Source organism: Amnibacterium sp. CER49, from assembly GCF_029846255.1.
GTDB lineage: Bacteria > Actinomycetota > Actinomycetes > Actinomycetales > Microbacteriaceae > Amnibacterium.
The window spans coordinates 472628-494130 of sequence record NZ_JARVWQ010000001.1; the positions used below are offsets into that span (position 1 = coordinate 472628).

The 21503-nt window shown below is 73.4% G+C and carries 25 protein-coding genes; 14 read left to right on the top strand and 11 right to left on the bottom strand.

Going from position 1 to position 21503, the window contains the following annotated elements:
* The first annotated feature begins 87 nt into the window (after window positions 1-87).
* On the top strand, window positions 88-954 hold the full coding sequence (locus tag QDR37_RS02290) for an alpha/beta fold hydrolase (RefSeq protein ID WP_279711927.1): 867 nt from the start codon (window positions 88-90) through the stop codon (window positions 952-954).
* A gap of 40 nt (window positions 955-994) precedes the next feature.
* Here the strand turns inward: QDR37_RS02290 and QDR37_RS02295 are convergent, their stop codons facing one another.
* The gene (locus QDR37_RS02295) at window positions 995-2833 is read right to left on the bottom strand and encodes a thiamine pyrophosphate-requiring protein (RefSeq protein WP_279711928.1); all 1839 of its coding nucleotides are present in this window, start codon (window positions 2831-2833) and stop codon (window positions 995-997) included.
* A 122-nt stretch (window positions 2834-2955) separates the two neighbouring features.
* On the opposite strand from QDR37_RS02295, the gene QDR37_RS02300 reads away from it, so the two are divergent.
* The 4 genes from QDR37_RS02300 to QDR37_RS02315 are packed head-to-tail and all read left to right on the top strand — an operon-like array spanning window position 2956 to window position 6816.
* Complete coding sequence (locus QDR37_RS02300) at window positions 2956-3420, top strand: hypothetical protein (protein WP_279711929.1); 465 nt, start codon at window positions 2956-2958, stop codon at window positions 3418-3420.
* Window positions 3417-4049: a gluconate 2-dehydrogenase subunit 3 family protein gene (locus QDR37_RS02305; protein ID WP_279711930.1), complete on the top strand. Its 633-nt coding sequence runs from the start codon at window positions 3417-3419 to the stop codon at window positions 4047-4049. Before QDR37_RS02300 ends, QDR37_RS02305 begins: the two co-directional genes overlap by 4 nt.
* Window positions 4046-5716, top strand: coding sequence for a GMC family oxidoreductase (locus tag QDR37_RS02310; RefSeq protein WP_279711931.1), 1671 nt, complete (start codon window positions 4046-4048; stop codon window positions 5714-5716). Before QDR37_RS02305 ends, QDR37_RS02310 begins: the two co-directional genes overlap by 4 nt.
* Window positions 5713-6816 carry an enolase C-terminal domain-like protein gene (locus tag QDR37_RS02315; protein ID WP_279711932.1) on the top strand — a complete coding sequence of 368 codons (1104 nt, stop codon included), beginning with the start codon at window positions 5713-5715 and terminating at the stop codon, window positions 6814-6816. The genes QDR37_RS02310 and QDR37_RS02315 overlap by 4 nt, the downstream gene beginning before the upstream one ends.
* Here QDR37_RS02315 and mutM read toward each other — a convergent pair.
* The 4 genes from mutM to QDR37_RS02335 form a co-directional block, all read right to left on the bottom strand.
* Window positions 6773-7729 carry a bifunctional DNA-formamidopyrimidine glycosylase/DNA-(apurinic or apyrimidinic site) lyase gene (gene mutM / locus QDR37_RS02320; protein WP_279711933.1) on the bottom strand — a complete coding sequence of 319 codons (957 nt, stop codon included), beginning with the start codon at window positions 7727-7729 and terminating at the stop codon, window positions 6773-6775. The genes QDR37_RS02315 and mutM overlap by 44 nt on opposite strands.
* Window positions 7722-8366: a ribonuclease III gene (gene rnc / locus QDR37_RS02325; RefSeq protein WP_279713537.1), complete on the bottom strand. Its 645-nt coding sequence runs from the start codon at window positions 8364-8366 to the stop codon at window positions 7722-7724. The genes mutM and rnc overlap by 8 nt, the downstream gene beginning before the upstream one ends.
* A gap of 67 nt (window positions 8367-8433) precedes the next feature.
* Window positions 8434-8637 (bottom strand): 50S ribosomal protein L32, encoded by a 204-nt coding sequence (gene rpmF, locus QDR37_RS02330; protein ID WP_279713538.1) that lies wholly within the window; start codon window positions 8635-8637, stop codon window positions 8434-8436.
* A 3-nt stretch (window positions 8638-8640) separates the two neighbouring features.
* On the bottom strand, window positions 8641-9165 hold the full coding sequence (locus QDR37_RS02335; protein ID WP_279711934.1) for a DUF177 domain-containing protein: 525 nt from the start codon (window positions 9163-9165) through the stop codon (window positions 8641-8643).
* Window positions 9166-9257: 92 nt separating this feature from the next.
* Here QDR37_RS02335 and QDR37_RS02340 point away from each other — a divergent pair, with 92 nt between their 5' ends.
* The 8 genes from QDR37_RS02340 to QDR37_RS02375 all read left to right on the top strand — a co-directional run bounded on the left by QDR37_RS02340 (window position 9258) and on the right by QDR37_RS02375 (window position 15534).
* Window positions 9258-9692, top strand: a complete 435-nt coding sequence (locus QDR37_RS02340) for an AraC family transcriptional regulator (protein WP_279711935.1) — start codon at window positions 9258-9260, stop codon at window positions 9690-9692.
* 10 nt (window positions 9693-9702) lie between these two features.
* The gene (locus tag QDR37_RS02345) at window positions 9703-10104 is read left to right on the top strand and encodes a VOC family protein (RefSeq protein ID WP_279711936.1); all 402 of its coding nucleotides are present in this window, start codon (window positions 9703-9705) and stop codon (window positions 10102-10104) included.
* A 145-nt stretch (window positions 10105-10249) separates the two neighbouring features.
* Window positions 10250-11437, top strand: a complete 1188-nt coding sequence (locus QDR37_RS02350; RefSeq protein ID WP_279711937.1) for a S53 family peptidase — start codon at window positions 10250-10252, stop codon at window positions 11435-11437.
* A 101-nt stretch (window positions 11438-11538) separates the two neighbouring features.
* A complete protein-coding gene (gene cofD / locus QDR37_RS02355) occupies window positions 11539-12531 on the top strand; it encodes a 2-phospho-L-lactate transferase (protein WP_279711938.1) in 993 nt (330 codons plus the stop codon).
* Between the two features lie 234 nt (window positions 12532-12765).
* A complete protein-coding gene (locus QDR37_RS02360; protein ID WP_279711939.1) occupies window positions 12766-13599 on the top strand; it encodes a hypothetical protein in 834 nt (277 codons plus the stop codon).
* An 84-nt stretch (window positions 13600-13683) separates the two neighbouring features.
* On the top strand, window positions 13684-14214 hold the full coding sequence (locus QDR37_RS02365) for a sigma-70 family RNA polymerase sigma factor (RefSeq protein WP_279711940.1): 531 nt from the start codon (window positions 13684-13686) through the stop codon (window positions 14212-14214).
* The gene (locus QDR37_RS02370; protein ID WP_279711941.1) at window positions 14211-14810 is read left to right on the top strand and encodes a hypothetical protein; all 600 of its coding nucleotides are present in this window, start codon (window positions 14211-14213) and stop codon (window positions 14808-14810) included. Before QDR37_RS02365 ends, QDR37_RS02370 begins: the two co-directional genes overlap by 4 nt.
* A 181-nt stretch (window positions 14811-14991) precedes the next feature.
* On the top strand, window positions 14992-15534 hold the full coding sequence (locus QDR37_RS02375) for a hypothetical protein (RefSeq protein ID WP_279711942.1): 543 nt from the start codon (window positions 14992-14994) through the stop codon (window positions 15532-15534).
* 84 nt (window positions 15535-15618) lie between these two features.
* On the opposite strand, the gene QDR37_RS02380 is transcribed toward QDR37_RS02375, so the two are convergent.
* Genes QDR37_RS02380 through QDR37_RS02395 form a run of 4 tightly spaced genes read right to left on the bottom strand, consistent with a single transcriptional unit; the run spans window position 15619 to window position 19777 of the window.
* Window positions 15619-17253 (bottom strand): alpha-amylase family glycosyl hydrolase, encoded by a 1635-nt coding sequence (locus QDR37_RS02380; protein ID WP_279711943.1) that lies wholly within the window; start codon window positions 17251-17253, stop codon window positions 15619-15621.
* A gap of 48 nt (window positions 17254-17301) precedes the next feature.
* A complete protein-coding gene (gene cofC / locus QDR37_RS02385; RefSeq protein WP_279711944.1) occupies window positions 17302-17943 on the bottom strand; it encodes a 2-phospho-L-lactate guanylyltransferase in 642 nt (213 codons plus the stop codon).
* Window positions 17940-18770, bottom strand: coding sequence for a coenzyme F420-0:L-glutamate ligase (gene cofE / locus QDR37_RS02390; protein ID WP_279711945.1), 831 nt, complete (start codon window positions 18768-18770; stop codon window positions 17940-17942). Before cofE ends, cofC begins: the two co-directional genes overlap by 4 nt.
* A 5-nt stretch (window positions 18771-18775) precedes the next feature.
* Window positions 18776-19777 (bottom strand): TIGR03557 family F420-dependent LLM class oxidoreductase, encoded by a 1002-nt coding sequence (locus QDR37_RS02395; RefSeq protein WP_279711946.1) that lies wholly within the window; start codon window positions 19775-19777, stop codon window positions 18776-18778.
* An 83-nt stretch (window positions 19778-19860) separates the two neighbouring features.
* On the opposite strand from QDR37_RS02395, the gene QDR37_RS02400 reads away from it, so the two are divergent.
* On the top strand, window positions 19861-20349 hold the full coding sequence (locus QDR37_RS02400; RefSeq protein WP_279711947.1) for a pyridoxamine 5'-phosphate oxidase family protein: 489 nt from the start codon (window positions 19861-19863) through the stop codon (window positions 20347-20349).
* Here QDR37_RS02400 and QDR37_RS02405 read toward each other — a convergent pair.
* On the bottom strand, window positions 20346-21002 hold the full coding sequence (locus tag QDR37_RS02405) for an MOSC domain-containing protein (protein ID WP_279711948.1): 657 nt from the start codon (window positions 21000-21002) through the stop codon (window positions 20346-20348). The two genes, QDR37_RS02400 and QDR37_RS02405, sit on opposite strands and share 4 nt — an antisense overlap.
* Window positions 20995-21489, bottom strand: coding sequence for a pantetheine-phosphate adenylyltransferase (gene coaD / locus QDR37_RS02410; RefSeq protein WP_279711949.1), 495 nt, complete (start codon window positions 21487-21489; stop codon window positions 20995-20997). The genes QDR37_RS02405 and coaD overlap by 8 nt, the downstream gene beginning before the upstream one ends.
* Between the last annotated feature and the right edge of the window lie 14 nt (window positions 21490-21503).

Below are 21503 nucleotides of genomic sequence, written 5' to 3' on the forward strand. Positions count from 1 at the left end.
CGGAGGTACGGAGATCGCCAAGGGCCGGGAGCCCGCGGGCTGGCAGACTGCGGCCATGCGCCCCCGTTCCCCGTCGACCTGCTGACCGTGGCCGACCGTCTCATCGCGGCGCCGTCGGGGCGGCGCCTCGGACTCTCGACCGCCGGCGACCCCCAGGCCGACCGCCTCGTGCTGCTCTGCCACCCCACCCCGGGCTCGGCCTCCTTCGACCCGAACCCCGGCGTGACCGAGCGCTGGGGCGTGCACGTCGTCTCGCTCGACCGCCCCGGCTACGGCTCCTCGGAGCCGCTGCCCGCCGACACGCTGCCGTCGCTGAAGGACCGCGTCGAGGACGTCGCCGGCTACCTGCGGCAAGCCACCCGATCCGCCGAGACGCACACGGACGACCGCGACTTCGTCCGTCTGGGCGTCGTCGGCTGGGGCACCGGCGCCGCGGTCGCGCTCGCCTTCGCGGCGACCTACGGCGACCGGGTCGACCGGCTCGCGCTCGTCGGCGCACCGGCGAAGCGCGGCCTGCGCAAGCTCGCCCGTCGGGCGCTCATCGCACCGCGCTCGCCCGCGGCGCTGCACGTGACCGACGACGACCCCGACCTCGCCCTGCCCGGGCTCCGTGGCCGCCTGCAGCGGATGGTCGACGACGCGTTCCTGCAGGGCAAGGTCGGCATCGACACCGACCGCGTGCTGATGTCCGACGACTTCTGGGTGAAGCGCATGGGCAGCGTCGAGGCCGAGACCGTCGTCCTCGTGGGCGACCGCGATCCCGTGGCCGACGAGGACGACGCGGCCTGGTACGCGAAGCGGCTGCCGCACGCCACGGTCGAGGTGGCCGTGGGCAGCGGTCCGCTCGCGATCGCGACGCAGTGGGAGCGGATCCTCGCGCACGTCGCGCCGAACCACGGCTCGCTGCCCGCGGAGGTCCGCGACCACGGCGCGCCGAGGCTGCCGCAGCAGTAGGGCCGGGACGGCGGCGCCGTCCCGGCCCCGGCGGACGCGCCTAGTCGCGCTGCCCGGCGCCGCTGCCGAGGTGCAGCGCGCCCTTCACGCGGTCGATGCCCTCGTGCGCCATCGCGACGCCCGAGTCGACGATCGAGTCCTTCTCGTACGGGTCGCCCTTCAGCAGCGCCTTGATCGTGTTGTCGCGGTACTCCTTCGTGATCTTCGCGGGCAGCGGCGGCGCGTTCCGCGTCACGTACGCGTCGATCAGGGTGACCCCCTGGTGGGCGAACGCCTCGTCCCAGGCGCTGCCGGCCTCGTCGTCGCTGCGCACCCGGATGCCCTTGAACCCGAGCAGCTCGGCCCAGCCGGCGTAGTCGACGCTCTCGACGTCCTGCGATCCGGGCCACACCGGGTTGCCGTCCTCGGTGCGCATCTCCCACGACACCTGGGCGAGGTCGTCGTTGTGCATCACCGCGATGATGAACTGCTTGTTCGTCCACCGCGACAGGTACTTCTTCACGGTGATGAGCTCGTTCATGCCGAGCATCTGGAACGCGCCGTCGCCGATCGTGCAGATCACGGGGCGGTCGGGGTAGGCGAACTTCGCCGCCACGGCATACGGCATCGCGGCGAGCATCGTGGCGAGCCGGCCGGAGAGGTCGCCCATCATGCCGCGGCGCAGCCGGATGTGGTGGCCGTACCAGTCGGCGGTGGTGCCGGCGTCGCAGGTGACGATCGCATCGTGCGGCAGCCGCTCGTTCAGCTCGAGGAACACGCGTCGCGGGTTGCCGCCGTCGGGGAACGACTGCACCGCCTGGTCGTGCATCTCGCGCTCCCAGCCGACGAAGGCCTCGGCGATGCCCTCCTGCCACGACCGGTCGGTCTTGCGGGCGAGGTGCGGGATCAGCGCCTCGAGGGTCGCCTTCGCGTCACCCCAGAGGTTCACCTCGGTCGGGTAGCGCAGGCCGAGCTGCTCCGGCTTCAGGCCGATCTGCACGGCGCGCGCCTGGCCCGTCTTCGGCAGGAACTCGCCGTAGGGGTAGTTCGTGCCGATCATCAGCAGGGTGTCGCAGTCGCGCATCTGGTGCAGGCTCGGCAGGCTGCCGAGCAGCCCGACCTGCTGGGTGTGGTGCGGCACGTCGGAGGGGACGACGTCCTTGCCGCGCAGCGCCGTGACGATGCCGGCGCCGAGCAGGTCGGCCACCTCGAGCACCTCGTCCGTCGCCCCGCGGGCGCCGGCGCCGACGAGCAGCGTCACCTTCGCCCCGGCGTTCAGGATCTCGGCCGCCTTCGCGATCTCGCTCGCGGCCGGCGCGATGCGGGTGGAGACCGGCACGGCGCTCGACCGCGACATCCAGTGCGCCGCCGTCGGGGGCTCGAACGCCATCGCCTGCACGTCGTGCGGCAGCACGATCACGGCCGGCTCGAGCCGGGCCCTCGCCGTGCGGAAGGCGGTGTCGATCACGGCCTGCGCCTGCTCGGGCGACACGATCGTCTGGACGTAGCAGGCGACGTCGGCGAAGAGCCGCTCGAGGTTGTTCTCCTGCTGCGTGAAGGTGCCGAGCGAGGCGAGCCCCTGCTGCCCGACGATCGCGACGACCGGCACGTTGTCGCTCTTCGCGTCGTAGAGCCCGTTGACCAGATGGAAGGCGCCGGGGCTCGACGTCGCGATGCAGACGCCGACCTCGCCGGTGAACTTCGCGTGCGCCGTCGCCATGAGGGAGCAGATCTCCTCGTGCGTCGGCCGGACGTAGTCGAGGCCGACGCCGTCCCGGTCGGCCTTGCCGAGCATCCCGTCGAGCTCGCCGATGCCGTCGCCCGGGAAGGCGAACACGCGGCTGACGCCCCACTCCTTGATGCGCTGGATCACGAACTCGCTGACGTTGATCTTGGCCATCCCGGGTCTCCCTCTCCTCGTGCTGCGGTCTCCCGAATGCTGCAACCGCTTCTTCAGCGGATGTCGAGACTCAAGTGATGCACTTCTGCATGAGTCCTTGCTCGACGTGGAGGGAGACGGGGATGGGAAGACGGCAGGCCGCCGTGGTGGAGGCGCCGCTCGTGGGCATCGACCGCCTGCTCAAGAACGTCGAGACGGGGCGCTTCGAGCGCAGCCTCTCGGCGCTCACCGCAGCGGGCGCGCTCGTCATGGCGGCGGAGATCTACTTCGAGCACGACAAGGCGAGCTTCGGCAACCGGTTGATGTGGCTGCCCGTGGTCCTCGGGCCGGTCGGGGCGGTCGCGGGCGTGGCCGGGGTCGTGAGCAAGCGGATGGCGAAGACCGCGCTCCCGATCACCTCGGCCGCGATCGTCGCGAACGGCCTGCAGGGGGTGTACCTGCACGCCCGCGGGGTCGCGCAGAAGCCCGGCGGCTGGCGCAACTTCACCTACAACGTCGAGATGGGGCCGCCGATCCTCGCGCCGCTGCTCGTCACCGTCGTCGGCGGCATGGGCCTGCTCGCGGCCGTGCTGCGGCGCGAGCGATGAGCGGTGGCCAGGCGCCGGAGGACCGCTTCCCGACCTTCCGGGTGCTCGCGCAGGCTCCCGCCTGGGACGCCGCGACGCGCGAGCTCGTGCTGTCGCGGGTCCGGCCACCGCATCCCCCCGTCTACCTGAACGGGCACGAGTTCGCCACCGCGACCGCGCTCGTGGGGCAGCTCCTCGACCTCGACGACGAGCTGGCCGCGCACCTCGCGGCCTCGATCGACCACCGGCTCACGGAGGACGAGACCGACGGCTGGCACTACGACGACATGCCCGTCGACCACGACGTGTGGCGCCAGGTGCTCGCGGGGCTCGACGACGACGCGCGGCAGCGCAACGGCACCACCTTCGTGGAGCTGCCGGCGGCCGAGCAGCACGCGCTGCTGCACGCGCTCCACACCTCGCAGGACGAGCGGTGGCACGACCTGAACCGCGGCCACACGTGGGACCTCCTCCTGCGCTACACGTGCACCGCCTACTACGCGCATCCGGCGGCATGGGACGAGATGGGCTGGCCGGGGCCCGCCTACCCGCGCGGCTACAAGAACATCGGCATCGACGCCCGCGAGCCCTTCGAGCAGGAGGACCGGGTGCCGTCGGCCGACCCGACGAAGGACCGGGACGACGAATGAGGTACCGAGACGTCCGGAAGCGGAACGAGTCGGCGTGGCTGCTGCCCGCCGACCACCGCCGCACGAACCAGGCGCTCCGCGAGGGCATGCGCACCTTCGGGGACGACGACGAGGTCGACCTCGTCGTCGTCGGCTGCGGCGCGGGCGGCAGCACGCTCATGCAGCGGCTCGCCCGGCACGGGTGGCGCATCGTCGGCATCGACGCCGGCCCGTTCTGGGACCCGGAGGCCGACTGGGTGAGCGACGAGGCGGGCTCGCACAAGCTCTACTGGACCGAGCCGCGCACGATCGGCGGCGGCGACCCCGTGCCGCTCGGCTCGAACAACTCCGGCCGCGGCGTGGGCGGCTCGATGATCCACTACGCCGGCTACGCCCCGCGCTTCCACCCGAGCGACTTCAAGGAGCTCACGAACGAGGGCGTCGGCGCCGACTGGCCGATCGACTACGCCGACCTCCAGCCGTACTACGAGGCCATCGAGGAGGAGCTGCCGGTCGCCGGGCAGCCCTGGCCGTGGGGCGTGCCGCACCGCTACCCGCAGTCGCCGCACCCCGTCGGGGGCAACGGCGAGGTGTTCCAGCGCGGCGCGCTGGCGGCGGGCATCGAGGCACGCGTCGGCCCGGTCGCGATCTCGAACGGCCGCTTCGGGCACCGCTCGCACTGCATCTACCGCGGCTTCTGCCTGCAGGGCTGCAAGGTGAACGCCAAGGCCTCGCCGCTCATCACGCACCTGCCCGACGCGATCGAGCACGGCGTCGAGATCCGCCCCGACACGATGGTGAGCCGCATCGGCTTCGACGAGCGCACCGGGCTCGCCACGGGCGTCCACTACCTCCGGAACGGGAGGGAGCACTTCCAGAAGGCGCGGATGGTCGCGGTCGCCGGCTACTCGATCGAGACGCCGCGGCTGCTGCTCAACTCGGCGAACGACCGGTTCCCGAACGGGATGCTGAACGACTTCGACCTCGTGGGCCGCTACCTCATGGTGCAGGGGGCTCCGCAGACCGCTGCCCGGTTCGACTCCGAGATCCGCATGTACAAGGCGCCGCCGCCCGAGGTGAGCACCGAGCAGTTCTACGAGACCGACCCGAGCAAGCCGTACAAGCGCGGGTTCTCCATCCAGACCGTCTCGCCGCTGCCGATCACCTGGGCCGAGCACGTCGCCGCGCAGGGCCACTGGGGGCGGGAGCTGCGCGAGCGGATGAGCGACTACGTGCACTGGGCGTGCCTCGGCGCGCTCTGCGAGTTCCTGCCCCTCGCGGAGAACCGCATCACGCTGTCGGAGGAGAAGGACCGGCACGGGCTGCCCGTCGCGCACATGTCGTACTCGCAGTGCGACAACGACAAGATGCTCGTCGACGCGGCCACGACGGTGATGAGCGAGATCCTCAGCGCCGCCGGCGGCACCGACGTCATCACGATCAAGCGCTACGCGCACCTCGTCGGGGGCGCCCGCATGGGCGCGACCGAGCGGGACGGCGTCGTCGACCGCGAGTGCCGGGCGTTCGCCGTGCCGAACATCGTGATCCCCGACGGCAGCGTCTTCCCGACGCAGGGCAGCGCGAACCCCGCGCTCTCGATCATGGCGAACGCCGCCCGGGTCGCCGATGCGCTCGCGACGCGGCCGATGCCCTCGGCCACGGAGGTGCCCGCGGGGGCGGCGGCATGAGCGCGGGGCCCGCCGTCGAGCGCGTCGAGGTGTCGGTCTACACGATCCCGACGGACGCGCCCGAGGGCGACGGCACGATCGCCTGGGACTCCTCGACGCTGGTGCTCGTCGAGGCGACCGCCCGCGGCACGACGGGGCTCGGCTGGACCTACGGGCCACCCGCCGTCGCGGCGCTGATCGAGGGAAGGCTGGCCGGCATCGCGACGGGCGGCGACGCGACCTCGCCGTCGCGGGCGAACGACCGGATGGTCGAGGCCATCCGCAACGATGGGCGCCCGGGTGTCGGCATGGAGGCGGTGTCGGCGGTCGACATCGCGCTCTGGGACCTCAAGGCGCGGCTGCTCGACCTGCCGCTGACCCGGCTGCTCGGCGCCGTGCGCGACGACGTGCCGGTCTACGGCAGCGGCGGCTTCACCACCTACGACGAGGCGCGGACCCGCGAGCAGCTCGGGCACTGGGTGCACGAGCAGCGCATCCCGCGGGTGAAGATCAAGATCGGCGAGTCGTGGGGCACCCGCGTCGAGCGCGACCTCGCCCGCATCCGTCTCGCCCGCGAGGTGATCGGCGACGACACCGAGCTCTACGTCGACGCGAACGGCGCCTACTCGGCGAAGCAGGCGATCCGCGTCGCCGAGCGGGCCGCTCCGGACCGGCCGGTGTGGTTCGAGGAGCCCGTCTCGTCGGACGACCTCGACGGCCTGCGCTTCGTGCGCGAGCACGTCGCCCCCGACGTCGCCGCGGGCGAGTACGGCCACGACCCGCAGTACTTCCGGCGGATGCTCGCAGCGGGGAGCGTCGACTGCCTCCAGGCCGACGCGTCGCGCTGCGGCGGCGTGACCGGCTGGCTGCGCGCGGCGGCGGTCGCCGGCTCGTTCGGGCTCGAGATCTCGGGGCACTGCGTGCCGAACGTGCACGTGCCGATCGCCGCGACCGTGCCGAACCTCCGGCACCTCGAGTGGTTCCACGACCACGTGCGCATCGAGTCGATGCTCTTCGACGGCACGGCCGACCCGACGGGCGGGGCGGCCCGGCCCCCGGACGGCCCGGGCCTCGGGCTCAGCCTGCGGCGGCCCGACGCCGAGCGCTACCGGGTGCGGTGACCGGCGCGGTCTGCAGCACCTGGCAGGCGGGGCAGAAGTGGCTGCCCCGGTTCATGAACGCCTCGCGCACCATCACCGTGCCGCAGCGCGCGCACGCCGCACCCTGCCGCCCGTAGGCGTTGAGGCGCTGCGAGAAGTACCCCGAGGCGCCGTTCACGTTGACGTACTGCGCGTCGAAGCTCGTGCCGCCGTCGGCGAGGGCCCGCTCGAGCACGGCGCGCAGCTCGGCCAGCAGCTCGCGGACCCGCTGCTCGGGCAGCTCGGCGGTGGGTGCGTCGTAGTGGAGGCGGGCGGCCCAGAGCGCCTCGTCGGCGTAGATGTTGCCGATGCCCGAGACCAGCCCCTGGTCGAGCAGCGCCCGCTTCACACCCGTGCGGCGGGCGCGGAGCGCGGCGACGAAGCCGTCGTCGTCGAAGGCGGGGTCGAGCGGGTCACGGGCGATGTGCGCGACCTGCGACGGCACCGCGGGAAGGTCGTCGCCGGTGCCGCCGGGCGCGGAATCCGGCGTCGGGACGAGCCGGTCGAGCGCGAGGGACCCGAAGATGCGCTGGTCGACGAACGCGACCGCGAGGTCGCCGTGCGCCGGGCTCTCGAGCGTGATCCGCACGCGGAGCAGCCGATCGGCAGGCGCGTCGCCGGTGCGGAGCAGCATCTGCCCGCTCATCCCGAGGTGCGCGAGCAGCGCCTCGCCCGGCTCGCCGCCAGGTGACCCGAGCGGGAACCAGAGGAACTTGCCGCGCCGGACTGCGGCGCGGATGCGCCGTCCGGTGAGCCGGCCCTCGAAGTCGGCGGCGTCGCCGTCGTGCCGGCGGAGCGAGCGGGCCTCGAGCACCTCCACGCCGGTCACCTGCGCACCCGCGACGACGGGCTCGAGGCCCGCGCGGACGACCTCGACCTCGGGCAGCTCAGGCATCCGGGTGCCCGGCGAGACCGGTGAACGCGGCGAGCGCCGCGGCGCCCTCGGCCTGCTTCTTGCTCGTGCCGGTGCCGGTCGCCGTGGTGAGCGCACCGACGGTGACGACGGCCTCGAAGACGCGGGCGTGCTCCGGGCCGGACGCGGTGACGGCGTAGACGGGCGCCGGGGCACCGCGCTGCGCGGCGACCTCCTGCAGCGCGGTCTTCGGGTCCGTGGCGGCGCCGAAGCGGCCGGGCTCGTCGAGCAGCGGCGCGACGAGCCGGAGCACGAACGCCTCGGCGGCCTCGCTGCCGACGGAGAGGAAGGCGGCGCCGATCAGCGCCTCCATCGTGTCGGCGAGCAGCGACGCCTTCGCGCGGCCCCCGGTGCGCTCCTCGCCGCGCCCGAGCCGCAGGTGCTCGCCGAGCCCCAGCGTGCGCGCGATGGCGGCGAGGGCGACGGTCGAGACGAGCGCGCTGCGGCGCTTCGCCAGCCGTCCCTCGGGCTCGTCCGGGAACCGCTCGTAGAGCATCGCCGTGACGGCGCGGCCGAGCACGCTGTCGCCGAGGAACTCGAGCCGCTCGTTGTCGGGCACGCCGTGCTCGTACGCGAACGACCGGTGGGTCAGCGCGATCTCGAGGAGCGCGGGGTCGATCTCGACGCCGAGCGCGGCACGGAGCCGCTCGGCGTCGGTCTGCGCGGGCGCGGGTGCGCCCGCGGCGTCAGGCGTCGGCGACCCGGCGGCCCTTGTACTCGAGGTACAGCGGGACGCCGTCCGAGCCCTCGACCACGCGGGCGCGGTGCGGGAGCGAGTAGACGACCTTGCCGTTCTCGATCGTCTTGACCAGCTGAGGCGCCTCGGCCTTCCACTGGGAACGGCGGGCGTGGGTGTTGGCCCGGGACTTCCGGCGCTTCGGAACCGCCATGACTCAATCCTCTTCTCTGTCGGGCGACCCGGCCGTGAACCCGGAGAGCGCGGCCCAGCGCGCATCGAGGGGCTTCTCCTCGTCCGCCGTGATCAGGCGGATGTCGGGGCCGAGGTCGAGGTCCTCGCAACCGTCGACGCACTCGGGCTGGAAGGGCAGTGCCAGCACCACCGCGTCCCGCACCACCGGCTCGAGGTCGAGCATGTCGCCCTGGAGCACGTGGTCGAACGGTTCCTCGGCAGGATACCCGAAGAGCTCGGCGAACTCGACCTCGACCGGCAGCGACACCGGCGCGAGGCAGCGCGCGCACTCGCCCGTCGCGGTCGCCGAGGCCGTACCGGAGGCGAGGACGCCCTCGTGCAGGCTCTCGAGGCGCACGTCGAGGTGGAGTGCCGTGCCCTCCTGCACCGCGACCAGGCCCTCGCCGAGGCGTTCCGGGACGGCGAGATCGAGGTCGCGCTCACGCAGCTCGCCGGGGTGCCGCACGAGGTCCCGGACGTTCAGGAGATAGGGGTTCTTCGGCGTCACGACCAGGAATTCTACCGCCGGAACCCGCCTGCCTCTGGCGTCCGGTCCGCCGACCGGTGCGCCGCATCGCCCCCGCTGGTACCGTCCGCACCATGTCGCCGCAGCGGATGCAGGAGCTCGTGCTGCTCCGCCGCGCCCGCGACCTGATCGACCGCGACTACGCGCAGCCGCTCGACGTCGTCACGATGGCGCAGCGGGCCGCGATGTCGCCGGCGCACTTCTCCCGGCGGTTCAAGGACGCCTACGGCGAGACGCCGTACGGCTACCTCATGACCCGGCGGGTCGAGCGGGCGATGGCGCTGCTCCGCGGCGGGTCGACGGTGACCGACGCCTGCATGGCGGTGGGCGCCACGTCGCTCGGGTCGTTCAGCTCGCGCTTCAGCGAGCTGACGGGCGAGACGCCGAGCGCCTACCGCGCCCGGCTGCACCCCGCGGTCGACGCGATGCCCGACTGCACCGCTCGCGCGATCACGCGCCCGCGGCGGTCGAGCAGGATCGGAGAAGCGGCGGCACGGCGGTCCGCCTAGCGTTCCGGCCATGGCCCTCTCGCTGCGCTTCTGCCCCATCGTCGTGAACGACCCCGACGAGTCCCTCCCCTTCTACCGCGACGCGCTCGGGCTCGAGGTGCGCTCCGACGTCGCCTCGGGCGGTCACCGCTGGGTGACGCTCGGCAGCCCGGAGGCCGACGGCCTCGAGATCGTGCTCTCCGACCCGCACGCGGGCCGCTCGCAGGCCGACGGCGACGCGTTGCAGGAGCTGCTCGTGAAGGGCTCGCTCTCGCCCATCGTGTTCCGCACCGACGATGTCGACGCGCTGTTCGAGCGGGTCCGGGCGTCCGGCGCCGAGGTGCTGCAGGAGCCCATCGATCAGCCGTGGGGTCCGCGCGACTGCGCCTTCCGCGACCCGTCGGGCAACACGATCCGGATTGCCGCCGGCTGAGGCACGCCGCTCGAATCCCTGGTCGCCCCGCCAGATCAGCGCCTTCTCATCCCCCGTTCGCGGACCTGTCGGCTCGTACACCTGTTCGCCTAGCGTTCCCGTGGACCGTGACCCGCGGTCCTTCAGGGGGAACAGAAAGGCGGACATGTCTGTCCGACGAACCACGGGGGTGAGCGTCGCCGCGGTCGGCGCGCTGCTGATCGGAGGGGCGTTGCCGGCGATGGCTGCCACGCACCCGTCCGGCGCGGCGCACCGCTCGGCCGAGGCCGCCCTCCACAGCGTGCACGTGTGCACGAACCCGCAGGCCGGCCACGCCGCCTGCCAGGCCGAGGTGACCGCCGACTCGGTCGGCAAGCCGATGGCGACGACCGGCCCGACCGGGCTCGCGCCCGCGACGATCAAGAGCGTCTACGGCTTCCCGACGTCGAGCACGGCCGGCTCCGGCCAGACGATCGCGATCGTGAACGCGTACGACGACCCGACCGCCGAGGCGGACCTGCAGACCTTCAGCACCCAGTTCGGCCTGCCCGGCTGCACGAGCGCGAGCGGCTGCTTCACGAAGCTGAACCAGTCGGGCAAGGCCACGACGTACCCGGCCTCCGACCCGACGTGGGCGCTCGAGACGAGCCTCGACCTGCAGTGGGCGCACGCCGTCGCGCCCGCCGCGAAGCTCGTGCTCGTCGAGGCGACCTCGTCGTCGCTCGGCAACCTCACGACCGCGGTGAGGACCGCGGCGACGAAGGCGGGCTTCGTCTCGAACAGCTGGGGCGCGCCCGAGACCTCGACCGAGTCGTCGCTCGACACCGCGTTCCAGGGCCGGGGCATCAGCTACTTCGTCGCGGCCGGCGACTCCGGCCTGCCCGCCCAGTACCCGTCGGCCTCGCCCTACGTCGTCTCGGTCGGCGGCACCACCCTGCACTTCGACACGACCGGGGCGTTCTCCTCGGAGACGGGCTGGAGCTCGAGCGGTGGCGGCTGCAGCCTCTACGAGTCCGCGCCCGCCGCGCAGTCCGCGTTCGCGCAGTACGCGGCCGTCGGCTGCGCCGGCAAGCGCGCGACGCCGGACGTGTCGCTCGACGCGGACCCCGCCTCGGGTGTCGCCGTCTACGACTCGACCCCGTACTCGGGCACGACCGGCTGGTTCACCGTCGGCGGCACGAGCGCCGCGACCCCGATGTGGGCCGCCCGCTCCGCGATCGCGGGCACGCAGGTGACCCCGGCGACCGTCTACGGCTCGTCGCTCACGTTCCGCGACATCACGAGCGGCAACAACGGCGCCGCGGCCGGTGCCGGGTACGACCTCAACACGGGTCGCGGCAGCCGCCTCGGCTGACGCCCCGTCCGTCCCGAAGCGGGCGGTCGCCGATCCCCCCAAGGGGTCCGCGGCCGCCCGCTTCCGTCGTTCCGGCAGCGGGGCGCCCGTACGCTCTCCGGGTGCCCGCCACCCGTCTGACCGTGCTCGCCGGCGGCGTCGGCGGCGCCCGCTTCGTCCGGGGGCTGCGCGCCGCGGCCCGCGCCGCCGCCGTGCCGCCGGAGATCACCGTCGTCGCGAACACGGGCGACGACCTCTGGCTCGCCGGGCTCCGCGTCACCCCCGACCTCGACTCGCTGCTCTACGCGCTCGCGGGCGTGAACGACGAGCAGCGCGGCTGGGGCCGTGCGGGCGAGACCGAGCGGGTGAGCGGCGAGCTCGCCGCGTACGGCGTCGGCTGGCCGTGGTTCACCCTCGGCGACCTCGATCTCGGCACGCACATCGCCCGCACGGCGCTGCTGAAGGACGGGCTGCCACTCTCCGCCGTCGTCGAACGGCTCGCCGCCCGCTGGCCGATCGGCGTGCGGCTCCTGCCCGCCACGGACGACGAGGTCGAGACGCACGTCGCGGTCGTCGAGGACGGCGAGGAGCGGGAGCTGCACTTCGAGGAGTGGTGGGTGCGCACGCGCGCGAAGGTCCCGGCGCGTGCATTCCTGCAGCCCGGCGCCGAGCACTCGTCGCCCGCGCCGGGCGTGCTCGAGGCGATCGGCGAGGCGGACGTCGTGCTGCTCGCCCCGTCGAACCCGGTCGTGTCGATCGGGACGATCCTCGGCATCCCCGGCATCCGCGACGCCGTCACGTCCACCCGCGCCCCGGTCGTCGGGGTCTCGCCCGTCATCCGCGGTGCCGTCGTGCGCGGGATGGCGGACGCGTGCCTCTCGGCGATCGGCGTCGAGACGAGCGCCGCGGCCGTCGCCCGGCACTACGGCGCGCGTGCGAGCGGCGGCCTGCTCGACGGCTGGCTCGTCGACCTCGCCGACGCCGACGCGGTACCCGGGCTCGAGGCGGACGGCCTCGCGACCCGCGCCGTGCCCCTCTGGATGCACGACGAGGCGACGTCGGCCGCGATCGCGACCGCGGCCCTCGACCTCGCGGGCACGTTCGCGCGCCGCTGAGCCGGCCTCACCGGCGGATCCCTCTATCGCGCGGATCCGGAATTCCTCGGCGACACGCCGCGATATCGCGAGAAACAGCGGCGCGTCGGGGCGGAATTCCGGATCCGCGAAGAATTTCCGGATCCGCGAGATTTTTTTCCGGGATCGCGTAACCCCGGAGGCCCTTCGAACGATTCCTCCTGTGCGGGCGTCGCCCGCGGCCCCCCGGCCCGAACACAGACCCAGGAGTCGTCCATGCCTATCCTCTCCGCCCTCCTCACCAGCAAGGCCGCCATCGGCGTCATCGCCGTCACGACCGTCGTCGGCGGCGGCACGGCCGTCACCTACTCGGGCGCGCTGCCGAGCGACCTGCAGGAGCAGGCCCACGAGCTGGTCGGTGCCCCCTCCCCCGAGGACACCGCGGTCAGCGCCGACGCGACCGAGGCGCCGGACGCCACCGAGACCGCCGACCCGACGCAGTCCCCCGACCCGAGCGAGTCGCCCGACCCGAGCCAGACCGAGGGGGCGACCACCGGCACCACGACGACCGGCACCACGACGACCGGTACCGACGGCACGTCGAGCACGACCGGCACGACGACCACCACGACGACGACCGTCCCGGTCGGCCCCGACGTGACCGGCCCCGCCGGCAAGGGGCTCTGCACGGCTTACACGCACCACGGCCTCGGCACGAAGTCGACCGCGTACAAGGCGCTCGCGCAGGCCGCGACCCAGGCCGCCGGCAGCCGCTCGGCCGGCACCGCCGACGACATCCAGGCGCTCTGCGCCACGGTGCTCGCCGCGTTCCACGAGTCGACCTCCACCTCCACGGGTACCTCCACCTCCACCTCCACCGAGGCCGGCGTCGGTGACTCGACCGGGGTGTCGGGCTCGACCGAGGCGGACACGTCCGACGACCAGGGCGACGTGAACGAGAACCAGAACGAGAACCAGGGGGGCAGCGACTCGTCCGACGTGACCGAGTCCGACTCCTCCGACGGGCAGGACGCCTCGGTGTCCGCCTCCACATCCACGGAGAAGCACTCCGGCTCGGCGCGTGCGACGGCGCACAGCGGCCGCGACTGAGCGTCCCGTGGGCTCCGGGCGGGTGCGGCATGGCGGCCACCTCAGCCGCACCCGTCCGGGTAGCGTCCGCCGCCGAGGTGGGATGTGCTGAGAACGCGAACGAAGCAGCAGGAGCCGGACACGGCCGAGCTGTTCACCGCCGCGTACCGCGAGTTCGCCGGACCCCTGACCGGCTACCTGCGGGCGCGCGGCGTCGATGATCCGGAAGGGGTGACGCAGGACGTGTTCCTCGCGCTGTACCCGCGTCTCGCGGACGCTCACGGCGGGATGCCGGGCATCCGCACCCTGCTGTTCACGATCGCCCACGCCCGCACGGTGGACCACCACCGGGCGACGGCCCGCCGCCCCCTGCATGTCGAGTACGACCCGGACGGCGACCGCCGGACGGTCGAGTCGGCGGAGGACCAGGTGGTCGCGGCCCGCTCGAGCGCCGTCGCCGCGCTCGCGACGCTCGAGGACGACCACCGCGACGTGCTCGCGCTCCGCATCGTGGCCGACCTGCCGCTCGAGGAGACGGCGCGCGTCATGGGGCGCAGCGTCGGCGCCGTGAAGCAGCTGCAGCGGCGCGCGCTGATCGCCCTCCGGGGCCGGGTCGCTGAGGAGGTGCTCGTATGAACGACGAATCGATCCGGCGGCTGCTCGAGGAGAGCGACCTGCCGGACGACGACGCGCTCGAGTCGGCGCTCGGCGACCTGCGCGACCTCGCCCGGACGCCGGCCCCCGCCCCGTCCCTCGAGGTCGCGGCGCGCATGCGACCCCGTCGGCGTCGGCTCGGCCGTCGCGGCGGCGCCGTCGTGACCCTCGCCGTCGTGGCGACGCTCGGCACCGGCCTGTCGGCCGCGGCCCTCACCCCCGGGGTGCCGCAGGCGACGTTCGGCGCGGTGCAGCACCTGGTCGGTGGCGGCGCGGCGCCGGCGCCGCAGGTCCCCACGATCGGTGCGACGACCACGACGACCGCGGCCGCGACGCCGTCGGCGAGCCGGGCCGCTGCCGCTCCGGCGGCGTCCGCGGCTCCGGCGACGTCGGCCGCCGCCGCCGCGGCACGGCCCGCTGCAGCCGCCGCGGCGCCCGGCGCCACGGTCGCGGCCGAGGCGAAGGCCAAGGCGCGCGCGTCGAAGGCCCTCCGCACCCCGAAGTCGCATCACGTGCCGTCGCCGAAGGCGACCCTGCACGTCTCGGTGCACGCCACGGTCGGCACGCCGACCGACTGAGCTCCCGGTCCCCCTTTCGCGGATCCGGACTTTTCTCGCGGATCCGGAATTCCTTCACAACACGCCGTCCTTTCCCCCTCCCCCAGCGGCGTGTCGGGCAGGAATTCCGGATCCGCGTTCTCGTTCTTCCGCCTGTGGATATCGCCGGTCGGCAGACCGTCGTCGCGATCACGTTCCACTCGTGACCTCGCAGCGACCCGCGCCCTCGGGCTTCCGGGGCTTCCTGCAGCGGATGCCGCTGCCTGTCTACTTCGTCGTGCTCTTCGTGCTGGTCACCGGGGTCGGCATCGGCCTGCGCGCGGCCGACCACCACCTGACGCCGTTCTCCCTGGTCCTCCGACTCGTCTACGGCCTCGTCCTCGCGAGCGTGCTCACCGCTGCGGTGGCGCGGCGCCGGCGGCGCGTCGGCGGTACCGCCGCCGCTGCGGACTTCCAGCAGGCGCTGAAGACGGGCGAGGTGCCGGCCGACGCCGACCGCGACGGCTGGCGCCAGCAGCTCGAGATCGACCGGCGACGGGTCGCCCGCAGTCGGTGGTTCGCCGCGCCCTTCTTCGGGCTGATCGTGCTGTTCGGCGCCTACGGACTGGTCGCGGTCCCACGAGCGGCGCTCTGGGGCGGCGTGCTCGTCGTGCTCGGGCTCGCGCTCGGCACCTTCGCAGTCGTGCAGCAGCGGCGCGTGCTGCCGCGGATCGACCGGCTGCTGCGACGGCTCGACGATCGATGACCGACGACCGATGTCCCGCCCGCTCCGGATCCTTGCCGTTCTCAGGGATCTGGAGCGGCGAGGATCCGGAGCAGGATCGAGGGGTCAGGACAGGCGCGCCCAGAGGAAGCCGTAGGCGCCGAGCCGGTCGCCCTCGACGCGCTCCGCGAGCAGCGGCTCGGCACCGACGGCCTTCTTGGGCAGCGGGCGCTCGCCCCCGGCGAGGTTGTGCACCGCGATCACGTCGCCGTAGCGGAACCCGACGACGGAGGTGTCGGCCTTCAGGGTCTTCGTCCGCGGCGAAGCGATGCCGGGGTGCTCCCGGAACAGCCGGATCAGCGCCCTGGTGAGGTTCAGCAGGCTGCCCGGATCACCGTCCTGGTCCGCCACGTTCACCGCCCGGGCCCCGTACGGGCCGTCGACGAGGTAGCCGGCCGCCTCGCCCTGGCGGCTCGACGAGAACCCGCTCGGATCGGCGGTCCACTGCATCGGCAGCCGCACGGTGGAGCGCCCCTCGCGCGACAGGTCGTCGCCCATGCCGATCTCCTGCCCCGCGACGAGCAGGGGGCTCCCGGGCAGGGCGAACAGCAGGCTCAGCGTCATCCGCAGGCGTGCCGGATCGCCCATCATCGGCGCCCACGCCCGGCGGATGCCGCGCCCGTAGATGCGCATGTCCGGATCGGGCGCGAAGACGCGGAAGACCTCCTGGCGCTGCGCGTCGGTGAGCTGCGCCATGTTCAGCTCGTCGAGGTTGCGGAGGAACTGCCGCCAGCCCGCGTGCTTCGTCACCGCCTCGTGGGTGGAGACGGCCCGCAGCAGCGGCTCGGCGTCCTCGGTGGCGAGCGCGTAGGTCAGGTTGTTGTTCGGGAGGAAGGCGAGCAGCTGGTCGATCCGGTCGGGCTCGACGTACTGCGGCAGCTGCTTCGCCGGCAGGTCGACCTCACCGAGCAGCGCGACGCCCGGCGCCCGCTCCTGCAGGTACGCACGGAGGTCGTCGAGCCGCTGCCCGAGGTCGGCGTCGGCACCGGGGATGCCGGTCGGCGCGCAGAGCTCGCCTGCCGCGTCGATGCGGAACGCGTCGGCGCCCATCGCGACCCAGAAGTCGATGATGCGCTTGGCCTCCTCCCACACCGCGTCGGAGGCGATGCGGAGGTCGGGCTCGAAGTCGTAGAACTTGTGCCGGTAGTACGCCTGCGCCCGCTCCGACCAGCTCCAGATGCCGTCCTCGGCACCGCGCTCGCCGGGAAAGGCGCTCTGCTGCTCGCTGTCCGGCGGCTCCTCCTCGCTCCAGATGTAGTACTCGCGGAAGCGGGAGCGCGGATCGGACTCCCCCGCCTGGAACCACGCGTGGAGGTCGGAGGTGTGGTGCAGCACGAGGTCGAGCATCAGGCGGATGCCGCGGGAGTGCGCCTCCTGAGCGAGCCGGCGGAAGTCGTCGAGGGTGCCGACGCGGGGGTCGACGCCGAGCTGGTTCGTGATGTCGTAGCCGTTGTCGCGCCGCTCGCTCGGGTAGAAGGGCAGCAGCCACAGGCAGTCGACGCCGAGCGACTCGATGTGGTCGAGCCGGTCGATGAGCCCCGGCAGGTCGCCGTCCCCGTCACCGTCGGAGTCGGCGAAGCGGAGCACGTCGATGCCGTAGACGACCGAGTGGTGGATCCAGTCGCGCGAGTCCGACTCGGTGTCGGGACCCTGCTGCTGCCGCGGCGTGCCGCGCCGCTCCCGTTGCTCGCGCTCCGCCATGGGCTCAGTCTGTCCTGACGGACGGACCGGCGCGCAAGGTCGGACGATCTAGAGGCGGTACTCGGCGTCGACGACCGCCAGCGCGAGACCGAGCGCCGCCGCGGTGCGCCGCCCGACGCCGAGCTGGACCGCGGCCTGCAGGTCGTCGGAGGTGTCGACGTCGCGGCGCAGCCGTGCGGGCGCGCGGAGCAGCCGGTGGCCCAGCTGACGGTGCCGCTCGGCGGAGCCGACGCCGAAGGCGGGCAGCAGCGGGACGTCCGGCTGCGCGGTGATCATCACGGTGCCCGTGCCCTGCGTGTCGGGCACGATGCCGAGTGGCAGCTCCTCCGCGGCCGCGAGCGTCTCGTCGAGGTCCTCCGTCGTGAGCGCCGGCAGGTCGCCGAGCAGCACGGCCTGGCCGAACTCCGGCCACGACTGCTCCGCGTACCGCAGGCCCTCGGCGATCGCGTTGTTGAGGCCCGGCCGGCGCTGGATGCGCACCGTCGCGGCCACCGGCAGGGCGAGGTCGTCGACGAGGTCGGCGTCGTCGGTCACGACGAGCAGCATGTGCACCCGCTCGCTGCCCGCGACCGCGTCGAGGGTGTCGCGCGCGATCGCCTCGGCGAGCTCGGCGCGGTCCGCCCGCGGGTCGAGCCGGCTCTTGCCGTCGCTGAACCGCTTGATCGGCACGATCACGACCCAGTCGATCATCCGTCTCTCCCGTTCCCGACGTCGTCCCCGGTGTAACCCGCCTGCTCCCGGGATCCTTCCGCATACCCGTCGCGGTAGCCGTCGGCGTAGGCCTCGTCGGTGCCGCGGCGGAACATGTCGTCCGGACCGGTGCGCACGAGGGTGCGCGCGCCCGGTCCGTCGTCCTCCGTGACGAGCCGGCCGAGGCCGCGCACGAGCGCCACGGGCCGGTTCATGGCCTTGCCCTTCACGAGGTCGGCCATCGCAGCGATCTCGTCGGCGACGGCGACCACGGTGACGTCCATGCGGCGCCCCGTCGCGTCGAGGCTGCCGCGGAGGTCGTCGACGACGGTGATGCCGGCGGCACCGATCGCGACGTCGGTCTGCCCGACCCGCCAGGGGCGGCCGAGCGTGTCGGTGACGATGACCCCGACCGCGACCCCGAAGCGCGCGCCGAGAGCGGTGCGCAGGGCGCGCGCGGAGGCGTCCGGATCCTCGGGCAGCAGCAGCACGGTGCCCTCGGCGACGTTGCTCGCGTCGACGCCGGCCGCCGCGCCCACGATGCCGAGCCGGTTCTCGACGATGCGGGTCAGGGCGCCGTTCGGCTGCCGCCTGGTGGCGACGACCCGCACGGTCTCGTCGGTGATGGCCTGCTCGCGGTCGGCCGCCTCCACCTGCCGTCCCTCGGCCTTCGAGACGACCTTGCTCGAGATGACGACGATGTCGCCGGCCTCGAGCGTGCCGAGCGCGTCGGCGACGAGCGCCGCGAGGTCCGCCCCCGCCTCGACCTCGCCGATGCCCTCCGGCGCCGTGCAGCGGACGTCCGAGGGCGGCCCGCCCGGCTCCACGGCGCTCAGCGGTGCACCTTGGGCAGCACGTCGCGAGCGAAGACGTCGATCCACTCGCGCTGGTTCCGGCCGACGTTGTGGAGGTAGATGCTGTCGAACCCGAGGTCGGCGTAGCGCTGCAGCGCGGCGCGATGCACGTCGGGGTCGGACGAGATGACGAGCCGGCCCTCGAAGTCCTCCGGCCGCACGAGCTTCGCCATCTGCTCGAACTCGAACGGGCTGCGGATGTCGCCCTTCGGGAACTTCATGCCGCCGTTCGGCCACTCGTGCATCGCGTTCGCGAGCGCCTCCTCGTCGGTCGGCGCCCAGGAGAGGTGCACCTGGAGCATCCGGGGCGCGGCAGCCGGGTCCTTGCCCGCCTCGCGCTGCCCCTCGTCGAACTTCGCGAAGAGGCCGGAGATCTTCTCGAGCGGCGCCCCGACGGTGATGAGCCCGTCGACGGAGCGGCCCGCGCGCTTCGCGGTCACGGGCCCGGCGGTCGCGACGAGCAGCGGCGGCCGCTGCTCCGGCATCGTCCAGAGGCGGGTCGACTCGAGCTTGAAGAACTTCCCCTCGAACTTCGTGTCCTTGCCCGCGGCGGAGGCGGTGAACAGCTTGTTGATGATCTCGATCGCCTCGAACATGCGGTTGATGCGCTCGGCGGTCTCGGGCCAGTAGCCGCCGACGATGTGCTCGTTCAGCGCCTCACCGGAGCCGAGCCCGAGCCAGTGGCGGCCCGGGTACATGGCGGCGAGCGTCGCCGACGCCTGGGCGACGAGCGCCGGGTGCCAGCGGAAGCTCGGCGCGGTGACGCCCGGGCCGAAGTCGCCCTTCGTGCGCTCCCCCACCGCGGTCAGCACGTTCCAGACGAAGGCGCTCTGGCCCTGCGCGGGCACCCACGGCTGGAAGTGGTCGGCCGCCATCACGCCCGAGAAGCCCTTCGACTCCGCGTAGGCGGACAGCTCGACGGCCTCCGTCGGATGGAACTGCTCGAGCATGGCGGCGTAGCCGAACCTCAGGTCTCCCACGTCCCCCAGTGTCCCACCCGGCTCCCCGCGGACGTCCTGCGAGTGCGCAGCCTCCGGGCAGGTGCGGCGTCTTGCATGGCGGCATGACGGATGGGACGACGGAGGCGCAGCGCAAGGTGGCGAGCCTCGTGAAGGGCCAGCGCTTCGCGATGCTGACGACGGTGGACGCGGACGGCACGTTCGCGAGCCGGCCGATGGCGATGCAGGAGGTCGAGTTCGACGGCGACCTCTGGTTCTTCTCCGAGGGCGAGTCGCGCAAGGTGTCGCAGATCCACCTGCACCCCGACGTGAACGTCACGGTCAGCTCGAACGACACCTGGGTGTCCCTGAACGGCCGCGCCGAGGTCGTGCAGGACGACGCCCAGAAGCGGCGGCTCTGGAACAAGGCGGTCGAGGCGTGGTTCCCCGACGGGCCGGACTCGCCGAGGATCGCCCTCATCAAGGTGCACGCCGAGGCCGCGGAGTACTGGGACACCCCGGGCGGCCGCGTCGCGACGCTGCTGAGCCTCGCGAAGGCGAAGGCGACCGGCAGGCCCTACAGCGGCGGGGAGAACGAGCAGGTCGAGCTCTAGCCGGCCGCCTTGCGCAGCGACCGGTCGACGGCGTCGCGCAGGCCGGGGTGCAGGCGGACGAGCCCGATCTCGGCGGCGGTGACGAGGCGTTCGGCGTCGGCCGGGTCCTCGTGCACGAACCATCGCCCGACGGTGACGCCGTGCTCGGGCCGGTCGATCACCTCGATCGCGTCGCCCGCGCGCAGGCTGCCGGCACGGATCACGCGGAAGTAGGCGCCGGGCGCGCCCGCCGCGGCGAAGGTCGCGACCCAGCCGCGGATTCCGAGCCGGCGCTCGAACGTGCCGCACGGGTTGCGGGGCGACGTCACCTCGAGCAGCGCGCCGCCGATCCGCCAGCGCTCGCCGATCACCGCGCCGGTCACGTCGACCCCGCGGGTGCGGAGGTTCTCGCCGAAGAGGCCGGGCGGCACCGCGCGGCCGAGGTCGGCGGCGAACCGCTCCGCGTCCTCCTCCGCGTAGGCGTACACCGCCTGGTGCTCGCCGCCATGGTGCTGCCGGTCGGCCTGCACGTCGCCGAACAGCCCGAAGCGCTTCGCACGCACGGGTCCGTCGACCGGGCGCTTGTCGATGCCCGTCACGCCGTTGCCGCGATCGGGCAGCAGCGCGTGGACCCGGCAGACCGCGACGACGAGGCCGCTCCCGCCGTCAGCCACGGCGCGGCCCGTCGGGCTGCAGCGCGTCGGCGACGACGGCGGGGACGTAGGGACGGATGTCGCCGCCGAGCGACGCGACCTGCCGCACGAGCGAGCTCGACACGTGCGCGGTGGCGGGATCCGCGATGAGGAAGACGGTCTCGATGCCGGCGAGGTCGCGGTTCACGATCGCCATCGACGTCTCGTACTCGGTGTCGCTCGGCGTGCGGATGCCCTTCACGAGCGCCTGCGCGCCGACCCGCGTGCAGTAGTCGACGAGCAGCCCCTCGGTGAGGGCGTCGACGACGACGTCGCCGGCGATGTCCGCCCGGTCGATCGCGCGGCGGACGAGGTCGACGCGCTGCTCGAACGGCAGCAGGCCGGCCTTCGCGGGGTTGTGGGTGACGAGCACGTGCAGCCGGTCGACGAGCCGCGCGGCGCGACCGACGATGTCGAGGTGCCCGAGCGTCACGGGGTCGAACGATCCGGGGACCACGGCGACGCGCATGGCGCAACGCTATC